General features: G+C 42.8%; 22 protein-coding genes. 15 read left to right on the top strand and 7 right to left on the bottom strand.

The window, feature by feature from the left end; all coding sequences use genetic code 11:
• The first annotated feature begins 58 nt into the window (after nucleotides 1-58).
• The 3 genes from FTU95_RS04350 to FTU95_RS04360 all read left to right on the top strand — a co-directional run bounded on the left by FTU95_RS04350 (nucleotide 59) and on the right by FTU95_RS04360 (nucleotide 2,214).
• The gene (locus FTU95_RS04350; RefSeq protein ID WP_257220102.1) at nucleotides 59-664 is read left to right on the top strand and encodes an alpha/beta fold hydrolase; all 606 of its coding nucleotides are present in this window, start codon (nucleotides 59-61) and stop codon (nucleotides 662-664) included.
• Nucleotides 665-1,600 carry a site-specific tyrosine recombinase/integron integrase gene (xerA, locus tag FTU95_RS04355; protein ID WP_180077686.1) on the top strand — a complete coding sequence of 312 codons (936 nt, stop codon included), beginning with the start codon at nucleotides 665-667 and terminating at the stop codon, nucleotides 1,598-1,600. It begins immediately after the preceding gene.
• Between the two features lie 230 nt (nucleotides 1,601-1,830).
• A complete protein-coding gene (locus FTU95_RS04360) occupies nucleotides 1,831-2,214 on the top strand; it encodes a hypothetical protein (RefSeq protein ID WP_034608955.1) in 384 nt (127 codons plus the stop codon).
• 180 nt (nucleotides 2,215-2,394) lie between these two features.
• Here FTU95_RS04360 and FTU95_RS04365 read toward each other — a convergent pair whose 3' ends face one another.
• On the bottom strand, nucleotides 2,395-2,889 hold the full coding sequence (locus tag FTU95_RS04365) for an Lrp/AsnC family transcriptional regulator (protein WP_004645712.1): 495 nt from the start codon (nucleotides 2,887-2,889) through the stop codon (nucleotides 2,395-2,397).
• A gap of 112 nt (nucleotides 2,890-3,001) precedes the next feature.
• Here FTU95_RS04365 and FTU95_RS04370 point away from each other — a divergent pair, with 112 nt between their 5' ends.
• The 6 genes from FTU95_RS04370 to FTU95_RS04395 all read left to right on the top strand — a co-directional run bounded on the left by FTU95_RS04370 (nucleotide 3,002) and on the right by FTU95_RS04395 (nucleotide 10,446).
• Nucleotides 3,002-3,607, top strand: coding sequence for a LysE family translocator (locus FTU95_RS04370; RefSeq protein WP_180077688.1), 606 nt, complete (start codon nucleotides 3,002-3,004; stop codon nucleotides 3,605-3,607).
• Nucleotides 3,608-4,128: 521 nt separating this feature from the next.
• Entirely contained in the window at nucleotides 4,129-4,881 is a 753-nt protein-coding gene (locus FTU95_RS04375) for an electron transfer flavoprotein subunit beta/FixA family protein (RefSeq protein WP_005097655.1), read from the top strand.
• Nucleotides 4,882-4,899: 18 nt separating this feature from the next.
• Nucleotides 4,900-5,832 (top strand): FAD-binding protein, encoded by a 933-nt coding sequence (locus FTU95_RS04380; protein WP_074383378.1) that lies wholly within the window; start codon nucleotides 4,900-4,902, stop codon nucleotides 5,830-5,832.
• Nucleotides 5,833-5,985: 153 nt separating this feature from the next.
• Nucleotides 5,986-6,645, top strand: a complete 660-nt coding sequence (locus FTU95_RS04385) for a hypothetical protein (protein ID WP_074383377.1) — start codon at nucleotides 5,986-5,988, stop codon at nucleotides 6,643-6,645.
• Between the two features lie 319 nt (nucleotides 6,646-6,964).
• Nucleotides 6,965-9,958 carry a DNA gyrase subunit A gene (gene gyrA, locus FTU95_RS04390; protein ID WP_180077690.1) on the top strand — a complete coding sequence of 998 codons (2,994 nt, stop codon included), beginning with the start codon at nucleotides 6,965-6,967 and terminating at the stop codon, nucleotides 9,956-9,958.
• A 68-nt stretch (nucleotides 9,959-10,026) separates the two neighbouring features.
• On the top strand, nucleotides 10,027-10,446 hold the full coding sequence (locus FTU95_RS04395) for a hypothetical protein (RefSeq protein WP_005169984.1): 420 nt from the start codon (nucleotides 10,027-10,029) through the stop codon (nucleotides 10,444-10,446).
• Between the two features lie 33 nt (nucleotides 10,447-10,479).
• Here the strand turns inward: FTU95_RS04395 and FTU95_RS04400 are convergent, their stop codons facing one another.
• Genes FTU95_RS04400 through FTU95_RS04415 form a run of 4 tightly spaced genes read right to left on the bottom strand, consistent with a single transcriptional unit; the run spans nucleotide 10,480 to nucleotide 15,312 of the window.
• The gene (locus FTU95_RS04400; protein ID WP_180077692.1) at nucleotides 10,480-11,580 is read right to left on the bottom strand and encodes an ABC transporter permease; all 1,101 of its coding nucleotides are present in this window, start codon (nucleotides 11,578-11,580) and stop codon (nucleotides 10,480-10,482) included.
• Entirely contained in the window at nucleotides 11,580-12,707 is a 1,128-nt protein-coding gene (locus tag FTU95_RS04405) for an ABC transporter permease (RefSeq protein ID WP_180077694.1), read from the bottom strand. Before FTU95_RS04405 ends, FTU95_RS04400 begins: the two co-directional genes overlap by 1 nt.
• The gene (locus FTU95_RS04410; protein ID WP_180077696.1) at nucleotides 12,707-13,834 is read right to left on the bottom strand and encodes an HlyD family secretion protein; all 1,128 of its coding nucleotides are present in this window, start codon (nucleotides 13,832-13,834) and stop codon (nucleotides 12,707-12,709) included. Before FTU95_RS04410 ends, FTU95_RS04405 begins: the two co-directional genes overlap by 1 nt.
• An 11-nt stretch (nucleotides 13,835-13,845) precedes the next feature.
• Entirely contained in the window at nucleotides 13,846-15,312 is a 1,467-nt protein-coding gene (locus tag FTU95_RS04415) for a TolC family protein (protein WP_180077698.1), read from the bottom strand.
• A gap of 214 nt (nucleotides 15,313-15,526) precedes the next feature.
• Here FTU95_RS04415 and FTU95_RS04420 point away from each other — a divergent pair, with 214 nt between their 5' ends.
• Nucleotides 15,527-16,369 carry a hypothetical protein gene (locus FTU95_RS04420; RefSeq protein ID WP_180077700.1) on the top strand — a complete coding sequence of 281 codons (843 nt, stop codon included), beginning with the start codon at nucleotides 15,527-15,529 and terminating at the stop codon, nucleotides 16,367-16,369.
• Nucleotides 16,370-16,509: 140 nt separating this feature from the next.
• On the top strand, nucleotides 16,510-17,589 hold the full coding sequence (gene serC / locus FTU95_RS04425; RefSeq protein ID WP_005170010.1) for a 3-phosphoserine/phosphohydroxythreonine transaminase: 1,080 nt from the start codon (nucleotides 16,510-16,512) through the stop codon (nucleotides 17,587-17,589).
• A 593-nt stretch (nucleotides 17,590-18,182) separates the two neighbouring features.
• On the opposite strand, the gene FTU95_RS04430 is transcribed toward serC, so the two are convergent.
• Nucleotides 18,183-19,115 carry a hypothetical protein gene (locus tag FTU95_RS04430; RefSeq protein WP_180000983.1) on the bottom strand — a complete coding sequence of 311 codons (933 nt, stop codon included), beginning with the start codon at nucleotides 19,113-19,115 and terminating at the stop codon, nucleotides 18,183-18,185.
• A gap of 239 nt (nucleotides 19,116-19,354) precedes the next feature.
• Here FTU95_RS04430 and FTU95_RS04435 point away from each other — a divergent pair, with 239 nt between their 5' ends.
• Both FTU95_RS04435 and FTU95_RS04440 read left to right on the top strand, forming a co-directional pair.
• Nucleotides 19,355-19,840: a YaiI/YqxD family protein gene (locus tag FTU95_RS04435; protein ID WP_005097638.1), complete on the top strand. Its 486-nt coding sequence runs from the start codon at nucleotides 19,355-19,357 to the stop codon at nucleotides 19,838-19,840.
• A 12-nt stretch (nucleotides 19,841-19,852) separates the two neighbouring features.
• Nucleotides 19,853-20,767 carry a DMT family transporter gene (locus FTU95_RS04440; protein ID WP_074383367.1) on the top strand — a complete coding sequence of 305 codons (915 nt, stop codon included), beginning with the start codon at nucleotides 19,853-19,855 and terminating at the stop codon, nucleotides 20,765-20,767.
• 9 nt (nucleotides 20,768-20,776) lie between these two features.
• On the opposite strand, the gene FTU95_RS04445 is transcribed toward FTU95_RS04440, so the two are convergent.
• Complete coding sequence (locus FTU95_RS04445) at nucleotides 20,777-21,340, bottom strand: PilZ domain-containing protein (RefSeq protein WP_005097634.1); 564 nt, start codon at nucleotides 21,338-21,340, stop codon at nucleotides 20,777-20,779.
• A gap of 26 nt (nucleotides 21,341-21,366) precedes the next feature.
• Here FTU95_RS04445 and FTU95_RS04450 point away from each other — a divergent pair, with 26 nt between their 5' ends.
• Together FTU95_RS04450 and lolD are read left to right on the top strand one after the other, a co-directional pair.
• Complete coding sequence (locus FTU95_RS04450) at nucleotides 21,367-22,602, top strand: lipoprotein-releasing ABC transporter permease subunit (protein ID WP_005097633.1); 1,236 nt, start codon at nucleotides 21,367-21,369, stop codon at nucleotides 22,600-22,602.
• Complete coding sequence (gene lolD / locus FTU95_RS04455) at nucleotides 22,595-23,278, top strand: lipoprotein-releasing ABC transporter ATP-binding protein LolD (RefSeq protein WP_005097632.1); 684 nt, start codon at nucleotides 22,595-22,597, stop codon at nucleotides 23,276-23,278. Before FTU95_RS04450 ends, lolD begins: the two co-directional genes overlap by 8 nt.
• The last annotated feature ends 59 nt before the right edge of the window (nucleotides 23,279-23,337 follow it).

The following is a 23,337-nucleotide window of genomic DNA, read 5'->3' on the forward strand; positions in this document are numbered from 1 at the left end:
ACGGTGCTTTTTTTATGTTAGGATGAAACTGAAATTTAATATGCATGATTATGCCTTCATGAATCAGCTTGTATTTTTACCGGGTGCATCTGGCAGCCAAGGTTTTTGGCAGCCGTTAAGGGCAGCATTAACCGAATATCCAGATCAGCAGGTCATTGCCTATCCAGGATTTGATGGGGTGACGCCAAATGTAGCCATTCAAAACCTGTATGATTTGCAAGAACTAGTAAATAGGCAGATTCAGGATGACTCCATTCTGATTGCCCAGTCGATGGGCGGTGTACTGGCAGTTGGGTTAGCGCTTAAGCATCCGCAAAAAGTCAAAGGGCTGGTATTGTTGGCGACATCAGGCGGTTTAAATTTGAAGAGATTTCACTGTGCCGACTGGCGAACAGATTATCGTGAACAGTTTAAAGCAGTACCGAACTGGTTTGTACAAGATCACACTGAATTTAATCCTGATCAGCTCGCCGGTCTTGAAATTCCCATTTTGCTAATTTGGGCAGATCATGATCCTCTAAGCACCATTCAAGTAGGACAATACTTAGAAAAAATATTTAAACATGCAAAACTGCATATCATCCAAGGCGGAAATCATTTCTTTGCCAACACTCATGCAGAGCAGGTGGCAGCACTGATTCAAGATTATCTGGAGCAATTTTAAATGGAGCATGCAGTGACTGTGCCCCCTCAACTTTTGCTCAATATGTGGCTGAAAGAACGTGAAATCCAGAACCAGTCTAAACATACCTTGCAGGCCTATGCTCGTGATGTCTCGGATTTTTTAGAGTTTTGCCAGCGTGAGCAGCTCAATTTAAATGATGTAGAAGCCACAGACCTGCGCCAGTTTCTGGCTGAAAAAGTCGAACAGCATCAGCTGAGTCCCAGCAGTCTTCAGCGCATGCTGTCGTCCATTCGCCAGTTTATGAAATGGGCAGAGCAGGCCCAGCATCTCGCTTTTAATCCGGCTGATGATTTTCAGTTAAAGCGCCAATCGCGTCCTTTGCCGGGCATGGTAGACATTGAAACCGTGAATCAGATCATCGATCAGCCTGCGCCTGAAAATGAAATCCAGCAGCAAATGTGGCTCCGGGACAAAGCGATTCTGGAGTTGCTGTATTCCAGTGGGTTGCGTCTGGCCGAATTACAAAACATCAGAATCAAAGATATCGACTTTAACCGGCAGTTGTTACGTATTACTGGTAAAGGTAATAAAACCCGGATTGTGCCTTTCGGCTCCAAGGCCAAAGCAAGTGTCATGGCCTGGTTACAGCTTTATCCACGCTGGAATGGCGACTTTGTGCCAGAGGCGAATGTATTTATTACCCAGAAGGGCAATCCACTGGGTGCACGCCAAATTGAAAATCGGGTCAAGTTTCAGGCGCAGCGCGCAGGTGTCAATGTGGATTTACATCCGCATTTGTTACGTCACTGCTTTGCCAGTCATATGCTGTCGAATAGCCGCGACTTACGTGCGGTTCAGGAAATGCTGGGCCACAGTAATTTAAGCACCACCCAGATTTATACTCACGTCGATTTTGATCATCTGGCACAAATTTATGATCAGGCGCATCCGCGTGCACAGCATAAAAAGGATTGATCATGCGCCAAGTGGTAGAAAGTAAGAATCATGAATATATTTTTTTGGCATAAAACTTTCATATTTAAATTTTAAAATGGAATTGAACTGAAAGCTGGCGTTCTGTTGGGCATTTCACTATTGTCTTATTCGTTAAATGCGCCATTTCAGGTATAACAAGAACGAGTAATTAATATTTAAAATGAAGTATGACTGAGCAAAGTCTCAGCATTTGGCGGATGGGAATTGATATGGACACAATAGTGATTGCAGATATAGAACAAAAATATGCACAGTTAAGCGCAGCTCAAAAAGAAATGTTTGCAGGTTATGGTTTGCGACAAATCAAGCATTTTGTGGACATTAGCTTACCGAGTCTTGCAGCGACTTTACCTGAAGGTGCCATCATTCAAGGGATTAATGCCGATGGTAAAGTTCAGGCATTTAATGCAATGACAGGACAATACTATTTATGGATTTCTGATTTACAGTGGCAAGTGTCGAATCGTGCGACCCAAGCGGTCGATTTAAAAGAAGATGCGATTGCGATTTGGACAGTTTTTGAATTATCAGACTATGAATTGGTGGATTTAAGCCATATTCATCGTGATTTTTTAGCACAGGTAACTGCCTAAACTCCCTAGTATCTCGGCTTTACTCAAGAAAAAGGTTGTCTTTAAACAAGGCAACCTGATATTTTTCTTATCGTCAAACTTGCGATCTATCTATCTGCAACATAGCGGGTGCTTTAAGCTGGCTATGATTATTTAGCGCTGGAATTAAAAATACGCCGTCGCCATTCTTAATCCATTCGTTTATAAATCTTCTAAAGGCAATTGGAAACTCTGTTTAATAATCTGACTAGGTAAATCGGTTTTAACACTGGTAATACCATTTTTTTTAGTCAGATGGGTCGACTGGAATTTACGGTAACTTTCCAGATCAGGCACCACAACCTTCAGCATGGCATCACTCTCTCCCAAAATGATATAGCACTCCATCACCTGAGGCAGTTCTTTCATGGCCTCAATAAAGGTGTCAATGGTTTCAGCATCTTGACCGACCAGCCAAATCCGTGAAAACAAAATCAGCTGAAAGCCAATTTTCTGTTGATCGACAATGGTGGTGTAATTCTGAATCACACCCGCATCTTCCAGTAATTTGACCCGCCGCAAACAGGAGGAAGGTGAAAGTCCAATTTCCCGCGCCAGATCATTATTCTGAATACGGCCATTGGCTTGTAAGTGTCGAATGATATTTTTATCAATTCGATCAAGTTTTACTCGCACAGACTTGGTGGATATTTTCATAAATTAGAATAATATTCGAAAAATAAGACTTATTATAAAATAAATTGAAAGCCAATTTTGTAAAAAATCGCAGATACTTGTTTCACTTTCTGGAGTTTGAAAGGAAAAGGAAATGTCTGTATTTGTACTCTTTGCACTGACCGTGCTTCCCCTGATTTTTACGCCTGGACCCGATATGTTATTTATCCTGTCTCAAGTGATGGGTAAAGATGCAAAAGCAGGCATGATGGCGACTGTCGGTGTGTGTTGTGGTTATCTGGTGCATTCGATTCTGGTCGCACTCGGAATTGCCGCGATTATTGTGTCCTTTCCGGTGCTGTTTGAAACGATTCGCTGGCTCGGAATTACTTATCTGCTGTATCTGGCCTTTGGCCTGTTCAAGTCAGTATTCAGTAAAAATGTGCTGAACATTGAGAAAAAGACATCAGCCAATCCGATTCAAAAAGGTTTTTTTACTGCGTTATTAAACCCGAAAGGCATGCTGATTTATTTTGCGATTTTGCCGCAGTTTATTGATAAATCGGCCAATACTGTCAGTCAAGGTTTGATTCTGTCCTTTATTTTTATTGGTCTAATTTTTGTGGTGTATTGTGGCTTAAGTATTTTGTTCAGCAAAATCAGCCAGAAAACCCAGATTGATGAACGTAAACAAAAATGGGTAGACGGAACTTCTGGTGGTTTATTGGCGCTTGCAGCAAGCTGGCTCATCATCAATTAAGCCCGATTCAAAAAAGCATACTTTTCACAGTATGCTTTTTTTATAGTTAAAAGCACTTGAAAAAGAGATGACTTTTCCAGCATATCTATAAGTGAGCGGGTTGCTTATTCAGTCAATTGGTCTTTTTAGTGGGCCAAATCCGTTTCAAAGAAGATTTCTGTCTAAAATGACAAATATGATTGTGGGTTCATCCTGCCAGTTTTGCTGCCAACTACTTTCATTTTATTTTGCGTACAGCTTTTCAATCAGAACTATTGATGTGACTAATCAAATAAAAAAATAATATAAATCAATGCTTAAATTTTAAGTAAATGTTTATACATTTCATTGTAATAAATGGATAACAATTAATTGTGAACGCATCGTTCAGGTAAATTTACGCATTTTTACAGCTCTTTGTTGAATTGTGACTTGACCGAAATGCCGTACACATTGCAAGATAGGGCACCTAAAAAAATTTAAGTGAAGAGTTACACTAACTTTTCTCAACATTTACATTTGCTAAAACAGCCGAGGATTACATGAAGGCTCTTGTTGCTGTAAAACGTGTGGTTGATGCCAACGTTAAAGTTCGTGTTAAACCGGACAACAGTGGTGTTGACTTAACCAACGTTAAAATGTCAATTAACCCATTCTGTGAAATCGCAGTGGAAGAAGCGGTTCGTTTAAAAGAAAAAGGAACTGTTTCAGAAATCATTGTTGTTTCTATTGGTCCTAAAGAAGCGCAAGAACAGATCCGTTCTGCAATGGCGCTTGGTGCTGACCGCGGTATTCTGGTTGAAGCTGATGACAGCCAGCTCGGTGCGCTAGAAATTGCTAAAATCCTGAAAGGTGTTGTTGAAGCTGAACAACCACAATTAATCCTTCTAGGTAAGCAAGCCATTGATGACGACTCTAATCAGGTTGGTCAGATGCTTGGCGCTCTAATGGGTGCGGGCCAAGGTACATTTGCTTCTGAAGTGAAAGTAGATGGCGACAAAGTACAAGTAACACGTGAAGTAGACGGTGGTTTACAAACTGTTGAACTTGCACTTCCAGCCATTATTACCACTGACTTGCGTTTGAACGAGCCACGTTATGCAGCGCTTCCAAACATCATGAAAGCGCGTAAAAAACCGCTTGATAACAAGTCGCCTGCAGATTTTGGTGTAACGACCACAACTAAACTGAAAACAGTAAAAGTTGAATCACCTGCAGAGCGTAAAGCTGGCGTACAAGTGAAGTCTGTAGACGAGCTTGTAGAAAAATTGAAAAACGAAGCGAAAGTGATCTAATACAGAAGGATAAAAATCATGAGTATTTTAGTTATCGCTGAGCACGACAACAAAGCATTAAACGCTGCTACTTTAAACGTTGTTGCTGCGGCGCAAAAAATCGGTGGTGATATCACTGTATTGGTTGCTGGTTCTGGCGCTCAAGCAGTTGCTGATCAAGCAGCGAAAGTTGCGGGTGTAAGCAAAGTCGTACTTGCTGATGATGCTGCTTATGCAAACCAGCTGGCTGAAAACGTAGCGAAACTGGTTGCTGAATTAGGCAAAGGTTATAGCCATATTCTTGCTGCTTCGACTACCACTGGTAAAAACATTTTACCACGTGCAGCTGCGCTTCTTGATGTGAGCATGATTACCGACATCATCGCAGTCGATGGTCCTAAAACATTCAAGCGTCCGATCTATGCAGGCAACGCGATTGCAACTGTAGAGTCGGGCGAAAATGTCGTACTGGCAACTGTTCGTGGTACAGCATTTGATGCTGTTGCTGCTGAAGGCGGTTCTGCCTCTGTAGAAGCTGCGACTGTTGCTGGCGATGCAGGCATTTCCAAGTTTATCAACGAAGAAATCGTGAAGTCTGAGCGTCCTGAATTAACAGCTGCTCGCATTGTGGTGTCTGGTGGTCGTGGTGTGGGTTCAGGTGAGAACTATCACGCGATCCTTGATCCATTGGCGGACAAGCTTGGTGCTGCACAAGGTGCATCACGTGCTGCAGTAGATGCTGGCTTCGTTCCTAACGATATGCAGGTTGGTCAAACCGGTAAAATCGTTGCACCTGACCTGTACATCGCTGTCGGTATTTCTGGTGCAATTCAGCATTTGGCCGGTATGAAAGAATCTAAAGTGATCGTTGCGATCAACAAAGATGAAGAAGCGCCAATCAATGCAGTGGCTGACTACTGGTTAGTTGGTGACTTGAACACTGTTATTCCTGAATTGGTTTCTAAAATCTAATTCCTGAATACAGTTTAAAACGCCTCTTAGTCTCTGTACCAAGAGGCGTTTTTTATTGGAAAATTTTTAAAGATACTCGGCAGTCGAAACTAGAGTATGTGATTTGGATGAAAAGTGATAAAATCCTGCTTTGCTTTTTCTCCTGTTTTGATCATGTCCTTTTCCAGAACCGCTCATATCCTGTTTATTAGTTTCCTGCTGATTGCGCTCTATGTGAGTATTTGTGTGCATACTGCGTTGAATGCACCGCTGTCAGTAACCCAGTATTTATTCAGTGAGTCGGGCGCTTTTGAAGTGCTTAGTCCTTGGCTATGGTACTTGCTGGCCATGCTGTGTCTGCTAAATACTGAAATTAAACTGAATACCCGGATATTTACCGCTGCTGCTGCGATATTGTTGGGCTTCAGGGAAATGGACTTTCATAAGCGACTGTTTGACGACAGCTTTATTAAAACCAATTTCTATCGCAGTGCTGAAATTCCGCTCATGGACAAGCTGCTGGGCTTTATTTTATTGCTCGGCATTATTTTTGTCTTTCTGGTACTGGCAAAAAAATTGGTAAACACCATACGCAGCATGAAAGATTCTTTGAATATTGCGCATTTTTTTATCTTCCTGACCATTGCCTGTGGCGGACTGAGCAAGGTTCTGGATCGCACGACGTCAACCCTCAGGGAGGAATTCAATATTCAGCTCATACCACATACGCAGGTCATGATCATGACCATTGAGGAAGGGGTGGAGATGCTATTGCCGATTCTATTGATTGTGGCGGTGCTGACTTATCGCAAGGTACTGAATCAAGCGCATTAAAAGACAGATTAAATCTAAGGAAGATGCCTATTTGTGTGTGCATCTTTTTTTTGCACTGCTGTTTTTATGTATATTTTGGGTGCAAAAAAATATGGATGTGGTGCACTTGTTTTTGACGCTGAAATAACAGGAAAATGACCACTAAAATGAAGATAATTAACAAGGTTAAGCTGAATATTTCGACACAAAAATACAAGTGTTTATGCTATAATTTAGGGCTGTATTTTAGTTTTTAACTCAGTCGTTTGAGTTAATGATTTTGCTAGTTTTACGACATATAAATACAAGCCAAAACTGGCTTGTAGAATAAGGAGTATGCATGAGCGTATCGGAAATTAGACCGATTGCCATTGAGGATGAACTTAAAAGCTCATATCTCGATTATGCGATGAGCGTGATTGTGTCACGTGCATTGCCCGATGTACGAGATGGTTTAAAACCTGTTCATCGTCGTGTGCTTTTCGCAATGCACGAATTAGGCAATGACTATAACAAAGCTTATAAAAAGTCTGCACGTGTCGTCGGTGACGTGATCGGTAAATATCACCCGCATGGTGACTTTGCTGTATACGAAACCATTGTACGTATGGCACAAGATTTCAGTTTGCGTTACCAGTTGGTCGATGGTCAGGGTAACTTTGGTTCGGTCGATGGCGACAGCGCAGCAGCGATGCGTTATACCGAAGTGCGTATGCGTAAACTGACCCACGAACTCTTGGCGGATCTTGAAAAAGATACCGTCGAGTGGGAAGACAACTACGATGGCTCTGAGCGTATTCCTCAGGTGATGCCCACCCGTGTACCGAACTTACTGGTTAATGGTGTAACCGGTATTGCGGTGGGTATGGCGACCAATATGGCGCCGCATAACATGACTGAAGTTGTGAATGCGTGTCTGGCCTATGCCAATGATCCCCAGATCAGCATCGAAGGGTTGATGGAACACATTTCTGGTCCGGACTTCCCGACAGGTGGTATTATTTACGGTAAATCGGGCATCGTGGATGCCTACCGTACCGGTAAAGGCCGTTTACACATCCGTGGCAAGTATCACTTCGAAGAAGATCCAAAGAATGGCCGTACCACGATCGTGTTTACGGAAATTCCATATCAGGTCAATAAAGCAAAAACCATTGAGCGTATTGCTGAACTGGTTAAAGAGAAAAAACTGGAAGGTATTTCCGAGCTGCGTGACGAGTCGGACAAAGACGGTATGCGTATCGCGATTGACTTGAAACGTGGCGAAAACGCCGAAGTAATCGTGAACAACCTGTTCCAGAACACGCAACTTGAAAACTCTTTCAGCATCAACATGGTCTGCCTGGATAATGGCCAGCCTAAACTGATGAACCTGAAAGATATTATTGCAGCGTTTATCCGTCACCGTCAGGAAGTGGTAACGCGCCGTACCATGTTCGAATTACGCAAAGCGCGTGAACGTGGTCATATCTTGGAAGGTTTAACCGTTGCTCTGGCGAATATTGATGCCATCATCGAAACTATCAAGAGTTCTGCAAACCCGGCTGAAGCACGTGAGCGTTTGCAGGCAGGTGAGTGGACAGGTGGCGGTGTATTGGCATTGCTAGAAAAAGCTGGCTCAGTTTCTGTACGTCCGGATGAGATTGAAGGTGAAGACCCAAGTCGTCCGTTTGGTCTGGATGGCGATATTTATCGTCTGTCACCCACCCAAGTCAATGCGATTATGGAACTGCGTCTGCATCGTTTAACCGGTCTTGAACAAGACAAGTTACATGCTGAATATAGTGAAATTCTGGCGCAAATTGCTGAACTGACTGCAATTTTAAATGACTTTAATCTGTTGATGAACGTAATTCGTGAAGAATTGGCTTTGATTCTTCAGCAATATGGTGATGCACGTAAAACCTCGATTGTTGAATCACGTATCGATTTCTCTCGTGAAGATCTGATTCCTGAAGAGCAAATGGTGCTGACGGTTTCAAAAACAGGTTATGCGAAAACTCAACCATTGTCTGACTACGCCGCACAGCGTCGTGGTGGTCGTGGCAAGTCTGCAACCAGCATGAAAGAAGACGATTACATTCAACATCTGATTGTGACGTCAAGTCATGCGACGGTACTTTGCTTTACCAACGTTGGTAAAGTCTATCGTCTGAAAGTGTATGAAGTGCCACAAGCATCACGTGGTGCCAAAGGTCGCCCAATGGTGAACTTGTTGCCATTAGACGAAAACGAGACCATTACCGCAATTTTACCGGTGATTGATGCACCGAAGAAATTCAAAGAACGTCTGGCGGACTTCAAAGCCTTCGTAAAAGCCAATGCTGTACAACTGCAAAGCAATGAAGTGATTAATGGTCACTTTACGGCACTTGAAGCGGCACTTGCTGAATCTGAAGAGGGTGCGGATGATATTTCTGATGCACTTCGTGTTCAATTGAAAGAGCTAGGTTTAGAACTTTCAACGACCGATCTTGATGATGACATCATCAATGATTTTGCACAGCAGGCTGAAGCGGTTCGTAAAAACTTCTATGTGTTTATGGCGACTGAATACGGTACGATTAAACGTGTAGAACTTGAACAGTTCTCGAATGTGCGTTCAAACGGTTTACGTGCGATTGAACTGAATGGCGATGACACTTTAATTGGTGTTGCGATTACTGACGGCGAACAGCAAATCATGTTGTTCTCGAACGAAGGTAAAGCCATTCGCTTCGCAGAGACTGATGTACGTTCAATGGGTCGTTCAGCCAAAGGTGTGCGCGGTATGCGCGTGACCATCGGTGCAGCAGCCTTGCTGGAAGAAAGCGAAGAAACTGAGATTGAGTCTGATGATGAAGATGCTGCAGATTCAGCATTGATCAGCCGGATTGTGTCTTTAGTCGTTGTCCCTGAAACTGGTGAAGTATTGTGTGCTTCTGAAAATGGTTATGGTAAACGTACCCCGGTGGATGACTTCCCGACCAAGAAACGTGGCGGTAAGGGTGTGATTGCACTCAAGACCTCAGAACGTAATGGTCAGTTGGTCGGTGCAGTAGCGATTGATGCATCTAAAGAGCTGATGTTAATTTCCGATGGCGGTACTTTGGTTCGTACCCGTGCCTCTGAAGTGGCTCAAACCGGTCGTAATGCACAAGGTGTTCGTCTGATCCGTCTCGGTAATGAAGAGTTACTGGTTGGTGTGGTTTCAGTTGAAGCTGTTGAAGAAGATGAGTTTGTTGAAGCGATTGAAGGTGAAGAATCTTTAGTAGCAGAAACAGATGTAGCGACTGAAACAGATGCAGTAGCTGAACATGTTGAAAAAGATGGTGAAAACTCAGTAGAAGAATAAGTGTTCTATTGATAAAAAGGGCGCTTCGGCGTCCTTTTTTATAAATCTTGACTGAATGAAGGTAAGCGATGAAAACCCAATCAATGTTGTTAGCGGCAGCAGTTGCATTAAGTGGCTGTAACTCAATGGACAATATCCCAAACCCAAGTCCTGAGCAGGAACAGGCAGCACAGCTGGCCTATGAGGATTTGCGTGATGGGAAGTATGACGAGTTTCTGGATCAGCTAGAGCCGCAATTGCAAACACAGTTTAAGGACAACGAAAAGCTGATGAAACGCTTTTCACGTTCAATTCCGAAAGGTGAGTACAAGTCTAAAACTTTAATGACCAAGCAGATTGAAGAAGCAACCAACCAGCCTGGCCAATATAAGATCAGCTATGAAATTGCCTATCCAAATAATCTGGTGCAGTATGATGTCAGTTTCGACCAGCCGAATGGTAGCAACAAGATTCGTAATTTTAATATTCAGGTCTTTGGCGAATCTTAATCCATAAGTTGATGGCAGCATAAATCCAATGCTTTATCTGCTTTGACTCACTTGAATCAAACGTCGATAAGCCAAGAAAAAACATAAACTGCCTATCAGCCCCAGATATATCAGTTTAGGCAAAATCAGTGCGGTCGGTACACCCATCTGATTCAGTTGAATAAACATCTGCACCATTTGGGTAGAAGGCAGTATCTCAGCGATCACTTGCATCCAGATGGGCATAGCTGCATGTGGCCAGGCAGCACCGGATAAAAAAAATAGAGGGATAGAAGTAAAAACAATTACATGTCCAGCGCGTTCCGGCATATCCAGAAAACTGGCAAATAGACAGGTGATTCCAATCACAGTATAAACGAAAACCGGCACAGCCAGCAGCATGCCGAATAGGTTACCCCCTCGCGGATAATCAAATAACCAAAAGGTAAATCCAAATAAATAAAAACAACCCAGACAGCCAATGCTCAATATCGCTAAACATAGCCCAATCAACGCATTTGAGTTTAACTGCACTTTTCTTTCGCGGTACACCAGAATCAGCATATTCAAACCTAAAAAAATGGTCTGATGAATGATGAGAGGGGCGACCGCAGGAAAGACATAACTACCATAGCCGGAGAGCGGATTAAACAATGGAATCTGATGCACTGATAGGGCAGGAGAAAAATCTGAAACCTGGCCAAAACGTTCAGCATAGTCTGCCAAGGTCTGCTCAAGAGAGGTCGCTAAACCGATCCCCATCTGTTTGGTGACTAAAAAATTGGCAGCACTTAAGTACAGTCCTATTCCACCCGTTTCACCATGCCTTAACGTTTGCGATAAATTGTCCGGTAGCAGCAAAATCCCATCCGCTTGTTGCGATTCAACCCATGTTTTGGCTTCGGCGAAATTGCTGGTAATCGCCTTGATTTCAACATCCGGGCTTTGACGGACTTGGTCAATAATCCGCGCGCTCAAGTGACTTTGTTCTGCATCAACAATAATAATCGGTAAGGCTTCGGCTTGCTGTGCCTGATAAGCAAAGGGATAAAAGAAGCTATAAAACACCACTGATAAAATCAGCGTGGTAAAGATAGCGCCGTGGCTGACAATATCTTTAAAGCTGCGCAGATAATAAAACCAAAGGGATTTCATCAGGCCGCTCCTTTGGCTATTTTCTTGAGAAAAATATAGGCTAGCAGTGCGTACACCACCACATAGGCCAACAAGATCCATATAGCTTGCAGTGAAATCTGCACTGGACTGCCAATCATCCATTGTTCAGTTTGTAATTTGGCATAAGGAGTAAAGGGGATAATATTGGCCCAAAACTGGGTGAATAGGGGCGCATTATTTAAGGGTAAAGTCACCCCGGCAAAGCTTAACGATGACCCACCATATACAGCAATCAAGCCGAAAGATTTACTTAAATCTTGGGTGGCCAGCACCACCGCAGCGCTTAAAAATGCATAGGCGCTATACAGCAGCAATTGTGCCAATAAAATCAGACCAAGCGAACCGGCAACAAACCAGCCGCGAATTTCAATCATCCAAAACATCCACGCCCAAGTCCATAGACTAAAAATAGCCACATAGACCAGATTTTTAGACACTAAAGCCATCCAAATGGATGAGTTGCTAATCCAGCTTGTTAAGGTCTGCCGCTTCAGTTCCTGACCGACGGAAAATGCCACACAACAACACAGCAGTAAATGCAGAACTGCGAGAATGACATAAGGTTCTAGATATAACTCATAATTCAATTGCGGATTATACAAAGGTGAGATTTTGATCTGTGGTGTCGGTGCTTGGATATAGGGCAGTCGATTCACCAGATAGTGCTGTTCAGTAAACTCAGCCAGGGCTTGTAAGGTACTCACCAGCATGGCTGAAGAAATTGTATTGCCGATACTGAAATAACTCTGGTTAAAGGCAATGCTAATTTCTGCATCCTGAGCACGAACAAAACGTTGTTCGGCACCATTTGGAATATGGATATAACCCCAAATTTTATTTTTATTCAGTAGGCGTTCAACTTCAGCAGCTTGCTCGGATACTGTTTCAATTTTAAGGGTATGATTGAGCGAGACATGTCGATAGATGCTTTGGCTGAACGCACTTCGGTCTTGATCAATAATGGCAATCGGTAAATGAGTAGGCTTGCCCTGCGCAAACATGCTGCTGAATAAAATAATTACTAGAGCAGGTGCCAGCGTAACCAGGCACAGATCCCATTTTTCTCGGAGCAAATAGCGTAGTTCGCGCCATATACCCAGCCACATTAGGGTGTCTCTTTAAGTTTAAATAATACGCTCATACCGACTTTCAGTTCAGGCATGGTTTGTGTCGGTAGCAAATGCAGTTTAAAACTTCTCACATCATAGCCGCCGGTTTGGCGGGTGGTTTTAATGGTGGCAAACTCACCCTCAGCGCTAATACTTTTGATCTGAAAACTGGCTGTTTGATCCAAGGCTGGAATATAACCTTGAATGCTTTCTAATTTTTGAAATGGAGCATACTGGTCTTCGCGAATATTCAGGCTTACCCACATCTTCTCTTCAATCAGGCTGACCACGGGCACTGCGGTTGCGACCAGCTCAGATATTTTGCCATAAGTTTTAGACACCGTTCCATTGACGGGGGCCAGCAATTCGGTTTCTGCTTCTAGCGCATTGGCTTCGTTTAGAGCAGCCTGGGCAATGTCTACTTGTGCATCGGCTGAACTCTTTTGCTGCGGGGTGCTGCCACGCTTGGCACGTGCATATTGCTGATAGGCGGCCTCAGTCATTTCTAGCGCAGATTGACTGGCTGCATACAGTTCATCACGGCGCTGACGTGAAATCACACCTTCCTTAAATAGATTTTCCCCACGCTGATAAGATACTGTGGCGAGATTTTGCTGTGCTTTTAGCGATTGCCAGTTGGCATACAGACTCGCGACATTTTCTTCCTGCGAGCCACGTTCAGCTGTGGACTGTAAGGCCAAAGCCGATTGTAAGGCTGCTGTAGCTTGCTGTTTTTTGGCTGCAATTTCCGGGCTATTTAAGCGAACCAGAACATCGCCTTTTTTAACTCGCTGACCTTCTTCCACATAGATTTCTTCAATCCGGCTTGGCACTTTGGTGGCCACCTGAATCGTTTCAGCCTCGACACGACCTTGCAATTCAATCGGCGTTGGTTGATAGCTTTTCCATAATCCAAAAATAATCACGGCCAGCAGAATAGGAAGCAACGCCAGCAGTAGATATTTTTTCTTTTTGGAGATTTCAGGAGGCTGCTCATCGGTCGAGGCCGGCGCGTGATTTTTCTCTAGCGTTGCTGATTGGGTCTGTGGAGCGGGAGAGCTTTCTGTTTCGGTGGATGAAACCGCTTCATTCACAGGATCATTGGGTTTTTGATCGTCGTTCATGTTCGGCTCCATTAGCGAATATAGTGGGTATTGGTGTGTTGAATATAATTGGGAAATTCTGCAATCGAGCCATGGCTTTGTAACAGGGTGGCCAGTGACATCACATATTTATAGGCATTCAATGCAGTTTCGGCTCGTAGCCCGCTAAGCATGTTTTGGGCATCAATGACCTGTGTTGCTGTTCCGATATCCTCTTTAAAGGACAGCTCTTGAATGCGTAAATTTTCCTGCGCAGCTTTTAGATTTTGTTCCAACAAAGCATGACTTTGCTGTGCACTCAAGGCTTCGCTATAAGATTTATAAATCAGGTTTTCAATCTCTTGCTGGGTGCGTGAGGTGAGCAGTTCTGTGGCATAGCGTTTGAGCTCGGCCGCCTGAATATTTTTGTTTTTATCAATCCCTGAAAACAGGTTATAGCGTGCGGCAACACCGACAATCCAGTTTTGATTCTGATCCAGACTATATTCACCAAAAGCAAAGACATTGGGTTTTTTTGCTGCTTGCTGAGCTTTGACATTGGCTTGTGCTAATTGGGTATCTAGCTGCATTTTTTGAATCAGCGCAGAGTTTTGACTAAAGGTTTTCAGCAGATGATTTAAGGCCTGTGGCTCGGTTTTATTGACAAATAAAGGCGTCGAAAGTTCGGTGATGCCGCTTTCCTGAAGCAGATTATTCAGCTGGAACAGGGCAGCATTCAAATTGGCTTGCGTATTTTGCTGGCTGCGCTCGGCATTATTGCGTGCTACTTCAAACTGCATGCGTTGGCCTTTACTGATAAAACCTTGCTGTTCCATTTTTAAGGCATTGCGATAATGCTGTTGCATGGCATTCAGATTAAATACTGCTGCTGCATGGAGTTGCTTTTGCAGTTGCACATTAAAATAACTTTGAATCAGTTCGAAACGCTGCGTGTCTTGTTGCTGTTGATTACTGAGCTGACTACGACCGACCTGAATATTGGTAATTTCCTTGGCGCTATGAGTCAAACCACCGGTATAAAGCGGCATCATTATGGACACGGTAGGACGAATCACTTGATCTTCGAGTACGACCTTGGAGGTATCGGGAATTAAGCCTACACCGTCATGAATCGGTTGTTGTAAACCTTCTTTTAAAGGATTGGCAATATTCTCAGCTAAATTAAACTCATCAATTTTATTATTTAAGCCATTGGTGAGAGATTGCTCCAGGTTGTTTTTAAGAGCACCCAAAGGAATATCTAATTCATTACGAAAGGCATAAGCACGCACATTCAGATCGACACGTGGTAATCCCAAACCTTTTACCGCTTCAGCTTCAAGTTTCGAGGCTTGTTCCAAGCTTTGATAGGCCTGACTGCTGTAAGAAGACTGCAATAACTGTTTTTCGGCGTCTTGAAAACTCAAAGTCTGGGCGTATAGACTCTGGCTATTCAACCATAGGCCTGACAATAATCCACACCCCAAAAATAATTTACTTTTATAGTTCGTCATATTCATGCAAGCAGATGGCCAAAGTGAAGAATAAGTTGATTTGTGTACATTATAAATCAGTGGTTTGCAGCTCAGTAAGGGGCATGGTTGTAGTATTGTTTATTTTACATCTGTATTTCAACTACTGATGAAAGGACTATGAATCTTTTGAAATATACTTAGAGTTAAAATGGTTTGTGTGTAAAATATAAACACAAAAAATTATTGCTTAAATATAAAAATGGATAAAACAACTTTAGAAAATATAGCTGAATTTATTTGTGGAACTAATCCAGAAATTTATCCAATTTATAGATCTAGTAGTGAGCTGACATCATTCTTTCATCGTGTAGGAATTATGATCTACCATGATGGAACAACAAGATCTAAATGGGTATATGAGCAGCTAAATAATTTTAATAAAAATCAAATTGCTGATGTGCTTAAGAGGCTTGCTTCTCCTAAAGAATATGGAGGGAATCGTTCAAAAATTAGTGCTGCATTGAAATTGTTAAATGAAATTTTATATCCTGAAGGTTTTGAAATTATTTTGCAGGGGGTGGAGCCAAAATTCAGAAGAATTCAGATAGATTTTCAAGACAAGTCAGAGCCTGAATTAAAGCCCATTGCACGACCTAATTTTGTAGCATTAGGTTTAGAATCAGGGGTAGGAGAGATACTCGATTATCGTTGGGATGAAATTCAACGTTGTATTGGAGCTAATGCAAATCTTTCGGCAGTAATTCTTATGGGGAGCTTATTGGAAGGACTTTTATTAGGTGTTATCCATAAAAATATTAAACAAGCCAATCAGGCTACTTCTGCTCCAAAAAATCGCGAAGGAAAAGTAAAACCTTTTTCAGAGTGGAAATTAAGTGAAATGATTGACGTGGCTCATTCATTACAATGGATTGAGGTAGATGTTAAAAAATTTTCACATGCTTTAAGAGAGTTTAGAAATTTGATACATCCTTACGAACATATGCTATCAAACTTTAATCCGAATAAAGATACCACGGAAATTTCATGGTTAGTGGTGCAAGCAGCTATAAATGATCTAATGGAAACAATTAGAAATACATAAGTGTTAAACGTATCCTCATCATCTACATTGATTTTTTGACTGTAATTACAGTTCGAGATTGAAATAATTTTGTGCAAGACCTTGCCAGATATGGTTAAATGCCATCATTTTATTGTGTCTCACATAGATAAGGAAAACTCATGCGCGCGTACAACTTCTGTGCTGGTCCTGCTGCATTACCGACTACCGTACTTGAAAAAGCTCAAGCTGAAATGCTTGACTGGCATGGCAAAGGTCTTTCGATCATGGAAATGAGCCACCGTAGTTCCGACTATGTGGCCGTGGCTGAAAAAGCGGAAGCAGACCTACGCAAACTCATGAATATTCCCGAGAACTACAAAGTATTGTTCTTGCAGGGTGGCGCATCCTTACAATTTTCGGCAATTCCATTGAACTTGCTGGGTAAAAATAACAAAGCGGACTATATCCATACCGGAATCTGGTCTGAAAAGGCCTTGAAAGAAGCGCAACGCTATGGCGATATCAATGTCGTAGAAGCAGGTATCAAAATTGATGCTAAACATGCCATCAGCGCGCAAAACGAATGGAAGCTGTCTGCCGATGCCGCCTATGTGCACTATGCAGACAACGAAACCATTGGTGGTCTGCAGTTTGCTTCTATTCCTGAAACAGATAAGCCCCTTGTTTGTGACTATTCATCAAGCATTTTATCTGCGCCACTTGATGTATCAAAATTTGGTGTGATCTATGCAGGTGCGCAAAAGAATATCGGCCCAGCGGGTTTAACCCTGGTGATTATTCGTGAAGATTTACTGGATCAAGCCAAAGCTGAAATTCCAAGTATCTTAAAATACTCAGATCAAGCCAAAAATGGTTCTATGGTAAATACGCCGTCGACTTATGCATGGTACTTGTCTGGTCTGGTATTTGAATGGTTGCTGGAAAATGGCGGTGTAGAAGCCATGCATAAAGTGAACCTGGAAAAAGCCAATCTGCTTTATGGTTATATCGATCAAAGCGATTTTTATGCCAATCCAATCTTCAAAGAAAATCGTTCAATCATGAATGTGCCATTTACTTTGGCCAATGCAGATCTTGAAAAACAATTCCTGAAAGAAGCAGAAGCCCAGCATTTATTGAATCTTGCGGGTCACCGCTCTGTCGGTGGTATGCGTGCCAGTATTTATAATGCAGTGCCATTAGAGGGCGTACAAGCCTTGGTGAATTTTATGGATGACTTTGCAAAACGCAATGGTTAATCCCTGAAATGTAAAAACCCAGCATAGGCTGGGTTTTTTTATGCATTCGGTTATGTCAGGGAATTTAAAAAATAAAAGTATGCAGGGTAAAGCCGCAGATCAGCATTCCCAACATGAAAAAAAGGCATGACATCATATCAATATTATAGCGAGAGCTAAGATGATGCTCGACCTGGTCTAATGTTTCTTCTTGCACGATTTTCATAGATATTTATTGTCCGATCTATTTATCGTTAATACTATTTGTTGTGAGTATTTTTATCATAAAAAATTGATTAAATAAAGTACATTCTTGATTAAAGTTCATAAATTTTCATTTTATTTAAATATCAGCTTTGGATTTGTCTGAACTTATTCGTATGCGAAATCAAAGTCTTATTTTTACAAGATTTTTAGGATTCGATTGCATGTATAAAATGAATTCATGTGAATTTAACAATGTGGATAACTCGATTTTTTAAATGATTTAAATAGGTTATTAAGCTAGAAAAAATGGGTAAAAAATAATCAAAAAAATAAAATTAAAAACAGAAAATACGGATTAAACAAAGAAGATCCCCATCAAAAAGAAGACCTTCTTTGTTTATTTTAACTTAAGCCGATTTTCTATAAATATTGGCCTGAATCCACAGATTTCCACGAATATATTGACCAATCTGGAAATTTTTATGCTGCTCATTCCGCGTTGCAATCCGGATCAAGGTGGCTGGTTGACCTTCATCATGAATCAGCGTGACATCATACAGGGTATAGTCCTGATCCATAAACTGCATGGCAGTTTTACCGACAATATTGCCCTGAAACCAGGCTTCATCTTCCTGACCCATGGTTTCACCATAAAGATAAGCCACCATTTTAGAGAAATCTACAGTAACAGGTGCTTTATCTTCTTCTGACTGTGGCTGCCAGGCATCAATCTGTTCCTGCAAATTATCGGGTGCCACGCCCTGGTTGGCTGCCAGAATATCATTCAAGGCACGGTGATGCTTGATCGAAGCCGGATCATCCACCACCAGATGTTCATGGTCAGCCACTGCTTCAAGCTCATAGGCCCAACCATTCAGATTCACCACATAGGACTGGTCTTTTTCATAATGCGGATGATTGACGCTATACAGACTATCGAAAGCATAAATAATATTGTTGGCACCCAGATTCAGACGTAATACCGCCTGAGTATTGGATTTGCAGGAAATAATTCGGTCGATGGTCGCTTTGACCTGATAAGGACTGTCAAAGCAGGGGAATGCAGTTTTTACTGCTTGCGGCTTATTATTTTCTATGGCGATCACTTGGCTCAATTGCACCGCAGCTTTGCTCGGCCCCTGAATCAGCCAGGTATTTTCATCCATATCACATTCTTGTGTGCAAATGCCCATCGGCATAATAGGCGCATCAAGAGCTTTGCCTAACCACTGTGGCACATCTGTACCTGGATTCTCGGTGAGTAATGTCCAGTGTTCGACGTGACTACCGAAATTCTGATCATCAATGGTGATGATCTCTGGGCTATTCTGATTTTTCATATGCACAATTGATCTTGGATGACTTATTTATAGTTAATCGAGGGTCATTGCGATTTTTCAAGTCAATCGAATGAATTTTCAAATTAAATGCAGCCAATTTTTTTCTAGACTAAATCACAGTCGTTGCTCAAATCAAATAGATTCAAAAAAACATGAGCGACAGCAGCGATGAAAATGCAACGATTTAATCATCAACCTGATCCTCTCAATTTGCTAGAATACCCAGGATTTATACCTTAATGGGAAACCCTGTGTTGCCATTCAAACTTTGGGTCGATGCTGATGCATTACCCCGTATTTTAAGAGATGTGATTATCCGTGCGTCGGATCGCTATCAGTTGGAAGTGACTTTTGTGGCCAATCAGTCGGTGGGCATTACGCCTTCAGTCCGGATTAATTCAATTCAGGTGATGAGTGGCGCTGATGCTGCAGATAAAGAGATTATTCTGCGCATGAAAGAGCATGATATTGTCATGACCCAAGATATTCCCCTGGCGGCAGAAGTGATTGAAAAGGGCGGGATTGCCATTCATCCACGCGGTGAAGTGTATACCACGGCCAATGTCAAAGCACGTTTACATCTAAGAGACTTTATGGATAGTTTGCGTGGTGCCGGTGTACAAACGGGTGGGCCACCTCCGATTTCAGAGCGGGATAAGCGTGAATTTTCAAGCGCACTGGATCAAACCATTCAAAAACAAAAACGTAAAACATCTGCACTTTAAGAGCAATCGCGCATGCCAACACACACCAATATGGTTGTGACCTATCTTTTATTGGTTTTTATCTGGGCCACTACACCGCTAGCCATTGTCTGGAGTGTAAGCGATCTGCATCCGCTCTGGGCACTGGCACTGCGATTTTTTCTGGCATTGCCTTTTGCATTTATCTTGTTGTGGCTGTTTAAAACCCGTTTTCCTGTCGATTCTCTCTCGATGCACAGTTATCTGGCTGGAGCTTGCAGTTTTATTGGCTCGCAGATTTTTACCTATCTGGCCACGGATTATCTCAGCTCAGGCATTATTGCGCTGATGTTTGGTCTGGCACCTATTATTACCGGATTGATTGGCCGTTTCGTGTTTCAGCTCAAGCTCTATCCTTCACAGTGGTGCGGGATGGCGATTGCCCTGACTGGTTTGGCAGTGATTTGCCTCGGTGGCAAAGACCAGCACATTCAGCCAATCGGCATTGGTCTGATGCTACTGAGTGTGTTTATCTATTGTGTTTCGATGTTTTGGGTCAAAAAAGTCAATGCACCCTTACAACCGATGGCGCAAGCGGCCGGTTCCATTGCAGTTTCAGCAGTCATGGCCTGTGCCATGTTGCCATTTATCTGGCAATTTGCGCCAACCCAAATGCCTCAGGCAAAATCACTGATCGGGCTAGGATATGCCGTGGTGATGGCTTCGCTGATTGCCATGTTCTGTTATTTTAAACTGGTACAGAAAATCAGGGCGACCACCTTGTCTTTGACGACGGTATTGACTCCAATGCTTGCTTTATTCGTAGGTGTGCTTTTGAATGATGAGAGCTTGTCGGGTGAGGCCTTAATCGGTGTCGGTATTTTGTTGACGGGTTTATTGTTGTATTTTTCCAGAGAAATTAAAGCGAGCTATGCAGCTCGCCTTCCATCCAGTATTCACAATGACTAAATCAGTGATTTAAGCAAAGTTGGCTTTGACACATTCACCCAGTTTGACACGGTCTTGTGGGTGCATGGTAATGAAATAAGCACCGGTCCGGAATTTGCTATTTTCTTCTTCACGACTGTAGGCCACTTGGGCGGTTGCCGCAATATGGAAGAAATTTTCCGGGTGGCTTAAAGTCACGTGCAGATAGGTGCCTTCAGTGATGGGGCGGTCACTAAAGAAACTAAAACCGGTTTCCGAAAAGTTCACCTGCTCTGGTACAGGTAACATGCTTTGTACAATTGCGTCATACAAAGAACCGGTAATAAGGTTTAATTTTTGGTTGAATAAGGATAAGATTCGAGCAATTTGTTGATCTTTTTCAGATAATTGTTCTAATTCGTAGTTAACCGCATGATCAAATTGATCTAGCTCTGCAAGTAGTAGAAAATAGCGGGGCAAGACAAAGTTAGAGTCATAAGGATCATTTAAGGCAACATCATCGGAAATAATCTGATAATTAATTCGTAAGGCAGCATCGATGCGAGACATAACGCGTCTTTCCGTGTATCCGTTTGGATGCTGTACATTTTCCATAATTTATTACCTCGGACTAGATGGTTATGTTTAAACCAATCTCGCTGTATATAGGGTTGAAATATACTCGCGCACGGCGTAGTAACCACTTCATTTCTTTTATTGCATTGGTCTCAATGATCGGTCTCACGCTCGGTGTAGCAGTCCTCATTACAGTTTTGTCTGTGATGAATGGGTTTGACCGAGAGTTGAAAAATCGTGTCTTGGGAATGATACCTCAAGCTACTGTTTCTTCAACGCAAATTCTAACAAATTGGCCCGAACTTGCAAAGCAGATTGAGCAGCATGAGCATGTCCAGGGGGTCGCACCATTTACCCAATTACAGGGCATGCTGACGGCACAGGGACAGGTTGCCGGGATTATGGTGAGCGGGATTGAACCCGAGTATGAGAAAAAAGTATCCATTATACAAAACCATATGGTCGAGGGCAGTATTGATAGCCTGAAAAAAGGTGAATTTGGTATTGTTCTGGGCAAGCAGATGACCGATGCCATGGGGGTTGGTTTAAACGATAATATTACCCTGGTATTGCCAGAGGCAACCCCTTCACCAGCAGGTGTGGTGCCTCGTTTCAAACGCTTTAAAGTGGTAGGAATTTTCAGTATTGGTGCTGAAGTCGACTCGATGATGGGATATATCGCTTTAAATGATGCTTCAACTTTGTTGCGCCTACCAGATGGTGCACAAGGCGTGCGTTTAAAACTGGATGATATTTTTGTCGCACCGCAAGTGTCTCAGGAAATCGTGCGAGATTTACCAGCCAACTTCTACGCATCTGACTGGACCTATACCCATGGTAATCTGTTCAGCGCGATCCAGATGGAAAAAGCCATGGTCAGCTTGTTATTATTCCTGATTGTGCTGGTAGCGGCATTTAATATCGTTTCATCACTGGTGATGGTGGTGACGGATAAAAAATCGGACATTGCGATTTTACGGACTTTGGGTGCTTCGCCTGCCACTATTACCAAAATCTTTATGGTGCAAGGTACGGTGATTGGGGTGATTGGGACATGTGCCGGCGCAATCCTCGGGATTATTGCAGCGACCAGTATCAGTAGCTTTATCGGCTGGTTAAACAATACTTTGGGTCTGAATATGTTTGATGCCTATTTTATCAATTATCTACCTTCTTATTTGCGCTGGCAGGATGTCTTGGTCATTGTCGGCTTATCATTGGCCTTAAGTTTTGTCGCGACGATTTACCCCGCTTTACGTGCAGCAAAAATTCAACCGGCAGAGGCTTTGCGTTATGAGTAATCTGATTTTAGATGCCCAGAATATTCACAAATCCTTTACCGATGGCAAAGCCACCGTCGATGTGATTCGAGGCTTGTCGCTGCAGGTCAAAGCAGGTGAGTTTGTCTCGATTGTCGGTTCGAGTGGTTCTGGTAAAAGTACCTTATTGCATGTTTTGGGTGGACTGGATCGACCAACATCAGGGCAAGTGATGGTCAATGGTCGCCGTTTCGATACCTTGTCCGAAGCAGAGCGCGGCTATGTGCGCAATGAGCATTTGGGTTTTGTGTATCAGTTTCATCATCTGTTGCCAGAATTTACGGCACTGGAAAATGTAGCCATGCCCCTGATGCTCCGCGATAATGTGAAGTTTAAAGAAGCCAAACAGCAGGCTGAATACTTGCTGGAGCGGGTTGGTCTTTCGCATCGTCTGACACATAAGCCAGGTGAATTATCTGGAGGTGAGCGCCAGCGTGTGGCCTTAGCGCGTGCAGTGGTGGGCAAACCTAAACTGATGATGGCGGATGAACCGACCGGAAATCTGGATCGTAAGACTGCAGCAAAGATTTTTGAACTGCTCACCGAATTGCAACGTGAATTCAATATGGCGATGCTGATTGTGACGCATGATGAACAACTGGCACATGCAGCAGACCGAATTTTACATATGCAGGATGGTCTGTGGGTCACACCCTAAATCAAGAGAATATTCGCATTTGATTGAAGCTCACTCCGGTGGGCTTTATTATTGGGTGA

Source organism: Acinetobacter sp. YH12208 (genome assembly GCF_013418055.1).
GTDB classification, from domain to species: Bacteria; Pseudomonadota; Gammaproteobacteria; order Pseudomonadales; family Moraxellaceae; genus Acinetobacter; species Acinetobacter pseudolwoffii.

What these genes read in the sequence shown, in the direction of transcription:
- FTU95_RS04350 (WP_257220102.1), top strand. Translation starts at nt 59, where the DNA reads ATGAATCAGCTTGTATTTTTACCGGGTGCATCTGGCAGCCAAGGTTTT.
- FTU95_RS04360 (WP_034608955.1), top strand. Translation starts at nt 1,831, where the DNA reads ATGGACACAATAGTGATTGCAGATATAGAACAAAAATATGCACAGTTA.
- FTU95_RS04435 (WP_005097638.1), top strand. Translation starts at nt 19,355, where the DNA reads ATGGGAAACCCTGTGTTGCCATTCAAACTTTGGGTCGATGCTGATGCA.
- FTU95_RS04365 (WP_004645712.1), bottom strand. Translation starts at nt 2,889, where the DNA reads ATGAAAATATCCACCAAGTCTGTGCGAGTAAAACTTGATCGAATTGAT.
- FTU95_RS04410 (WP_180077696.1), bottom strand. Translation starts at nt 13,834, where the DNA reads ATGAACGACGATCAAAAACCCAATGATCCTGTGAATGAAGCGGTTTCA.
- serC (WP_005170010.1), top strand. Translation starts at nt 16,510, where the DNA reads ATGCGCGCGTACAACTTCTGTGCTGGTCCTGCTGCATTACCGACTACC.
- FTU95_RS04445 (WP_005097634.1), bottom strand. Translation starts at nt 21,340, where the DNA reads ATGGAAAATGTACAGCATCCAAACGGATACACGGAAAGACGCGTTATG.
- FTU95_RS04405 (WP_180077694.1), bottom strand. Translation starts at nt 12,707, where the DNA reads ATGTGGCTGGGTATATGGCGCGAACTACGCTATTTGCTCCGAGAAAAA.
- FTU95_RS04395 (WP_005169984.1), top strand. Translation starts at nt 10,027, where the DNA reads ATGAAAACCCAATCAATGTTGTTAGCGGCAGCAGTTGCATTAAGTGGC.
- FTU95_RS04385 (WP_074383377.1), top strand. Translation starts at nt 5,986, where the DNA reads ATGTCCTTTTCCAGAACCGCTCATATCCTGTTTATTAGTTTCCTGCTG.
- gyrA (WP_180077690.1), top strand. Translation starts at nt 6,965, where the DNA reads ATGAGCGTATCGGAAATTAGACCGATTGCCATTGAGGATGAACTTAAA.
- FTU95_RS04370 (WP_180077688.1), top strand. Translation starts at nt 3,002, where the DNA reads ATGTCTGTATTTGTACTCTTTGCACTGACCGTGCTTCCCCTGATTTTT.
- FTU95_RS04450 (WP_005097633.1), top strand. Translation starts at nt 21,367, where the DNA reads ATGTTTAAACCAATCTCGCTGTATATAGGGTTGAAATATACTCGCGCA.
- lolD (WP_005097632.1), top strand. Translation starts at nt 22,595, where the DNA reads ATGAGTAATCTGATTTTAGATGCCCAGAATATTCACAAATCCTTTACC.
- FTU95_RS04380 (WP_074383378.1), top strand. Translation starts at nt 4,900, where the DNA reads ATGAGTATTTTAGTTATCGCTGAGCACGACAACAAAGCATTAAACGCT.
- FTU95_RS04400 (WP_180077692.1), bottom strand. Translation starts at nt 11,580, where the DNA reads ATGAAATCCCTTTGGTTTTATTATCTGCGCAGCTTTAAAGATATTGTC.
- FTU95_RS04430 (WP_180000983.1), bottom strand. Translation starts at nt 19,115, where the DNA reads ATGAAAAATCAGAATAGCCCAGAGATCATCACCATTGATGATCAGAAT.
- xerA (WP_180077686.1), top strand. Translation starts at nt 665, where the DNA reads ATGGAGCATGCAGTGACTGTGCCCCCTCAACTTTTGCTCAATATGTGG.
- FTU95_RS04440 (WP_074383367.1), top strand. Translation starts at nt 19,853, where the DNA reads ATGCCAACACACACCAATATGGTTGTGACCTATCTTTTATTGGTTTTT.
- FTU95_RS04420 (WP_180077700.1), top strand. Translation starts at nt 15,527, where the DNA reads ATGGATAAAACAACTTTAGAAAATATAGCTGAATTTATTTGTGGAACT.
- FTU95_RS04375 (WP_005097655.1), top strand. Translation starts at nt 4,129, where the DNA reads ATGAAGGCTCTTGTTGCTGTAAAACGTGTGGTTGATGCCAACGTTAAA.
- FTU95_RS04415 (WP_180077698.1), bottom strand. Translation starts at nt 15,312, where the DNA reads ATGAATATGACGAACTATAAAAGTAAATTATTTTTGGGGTGTGGATTA.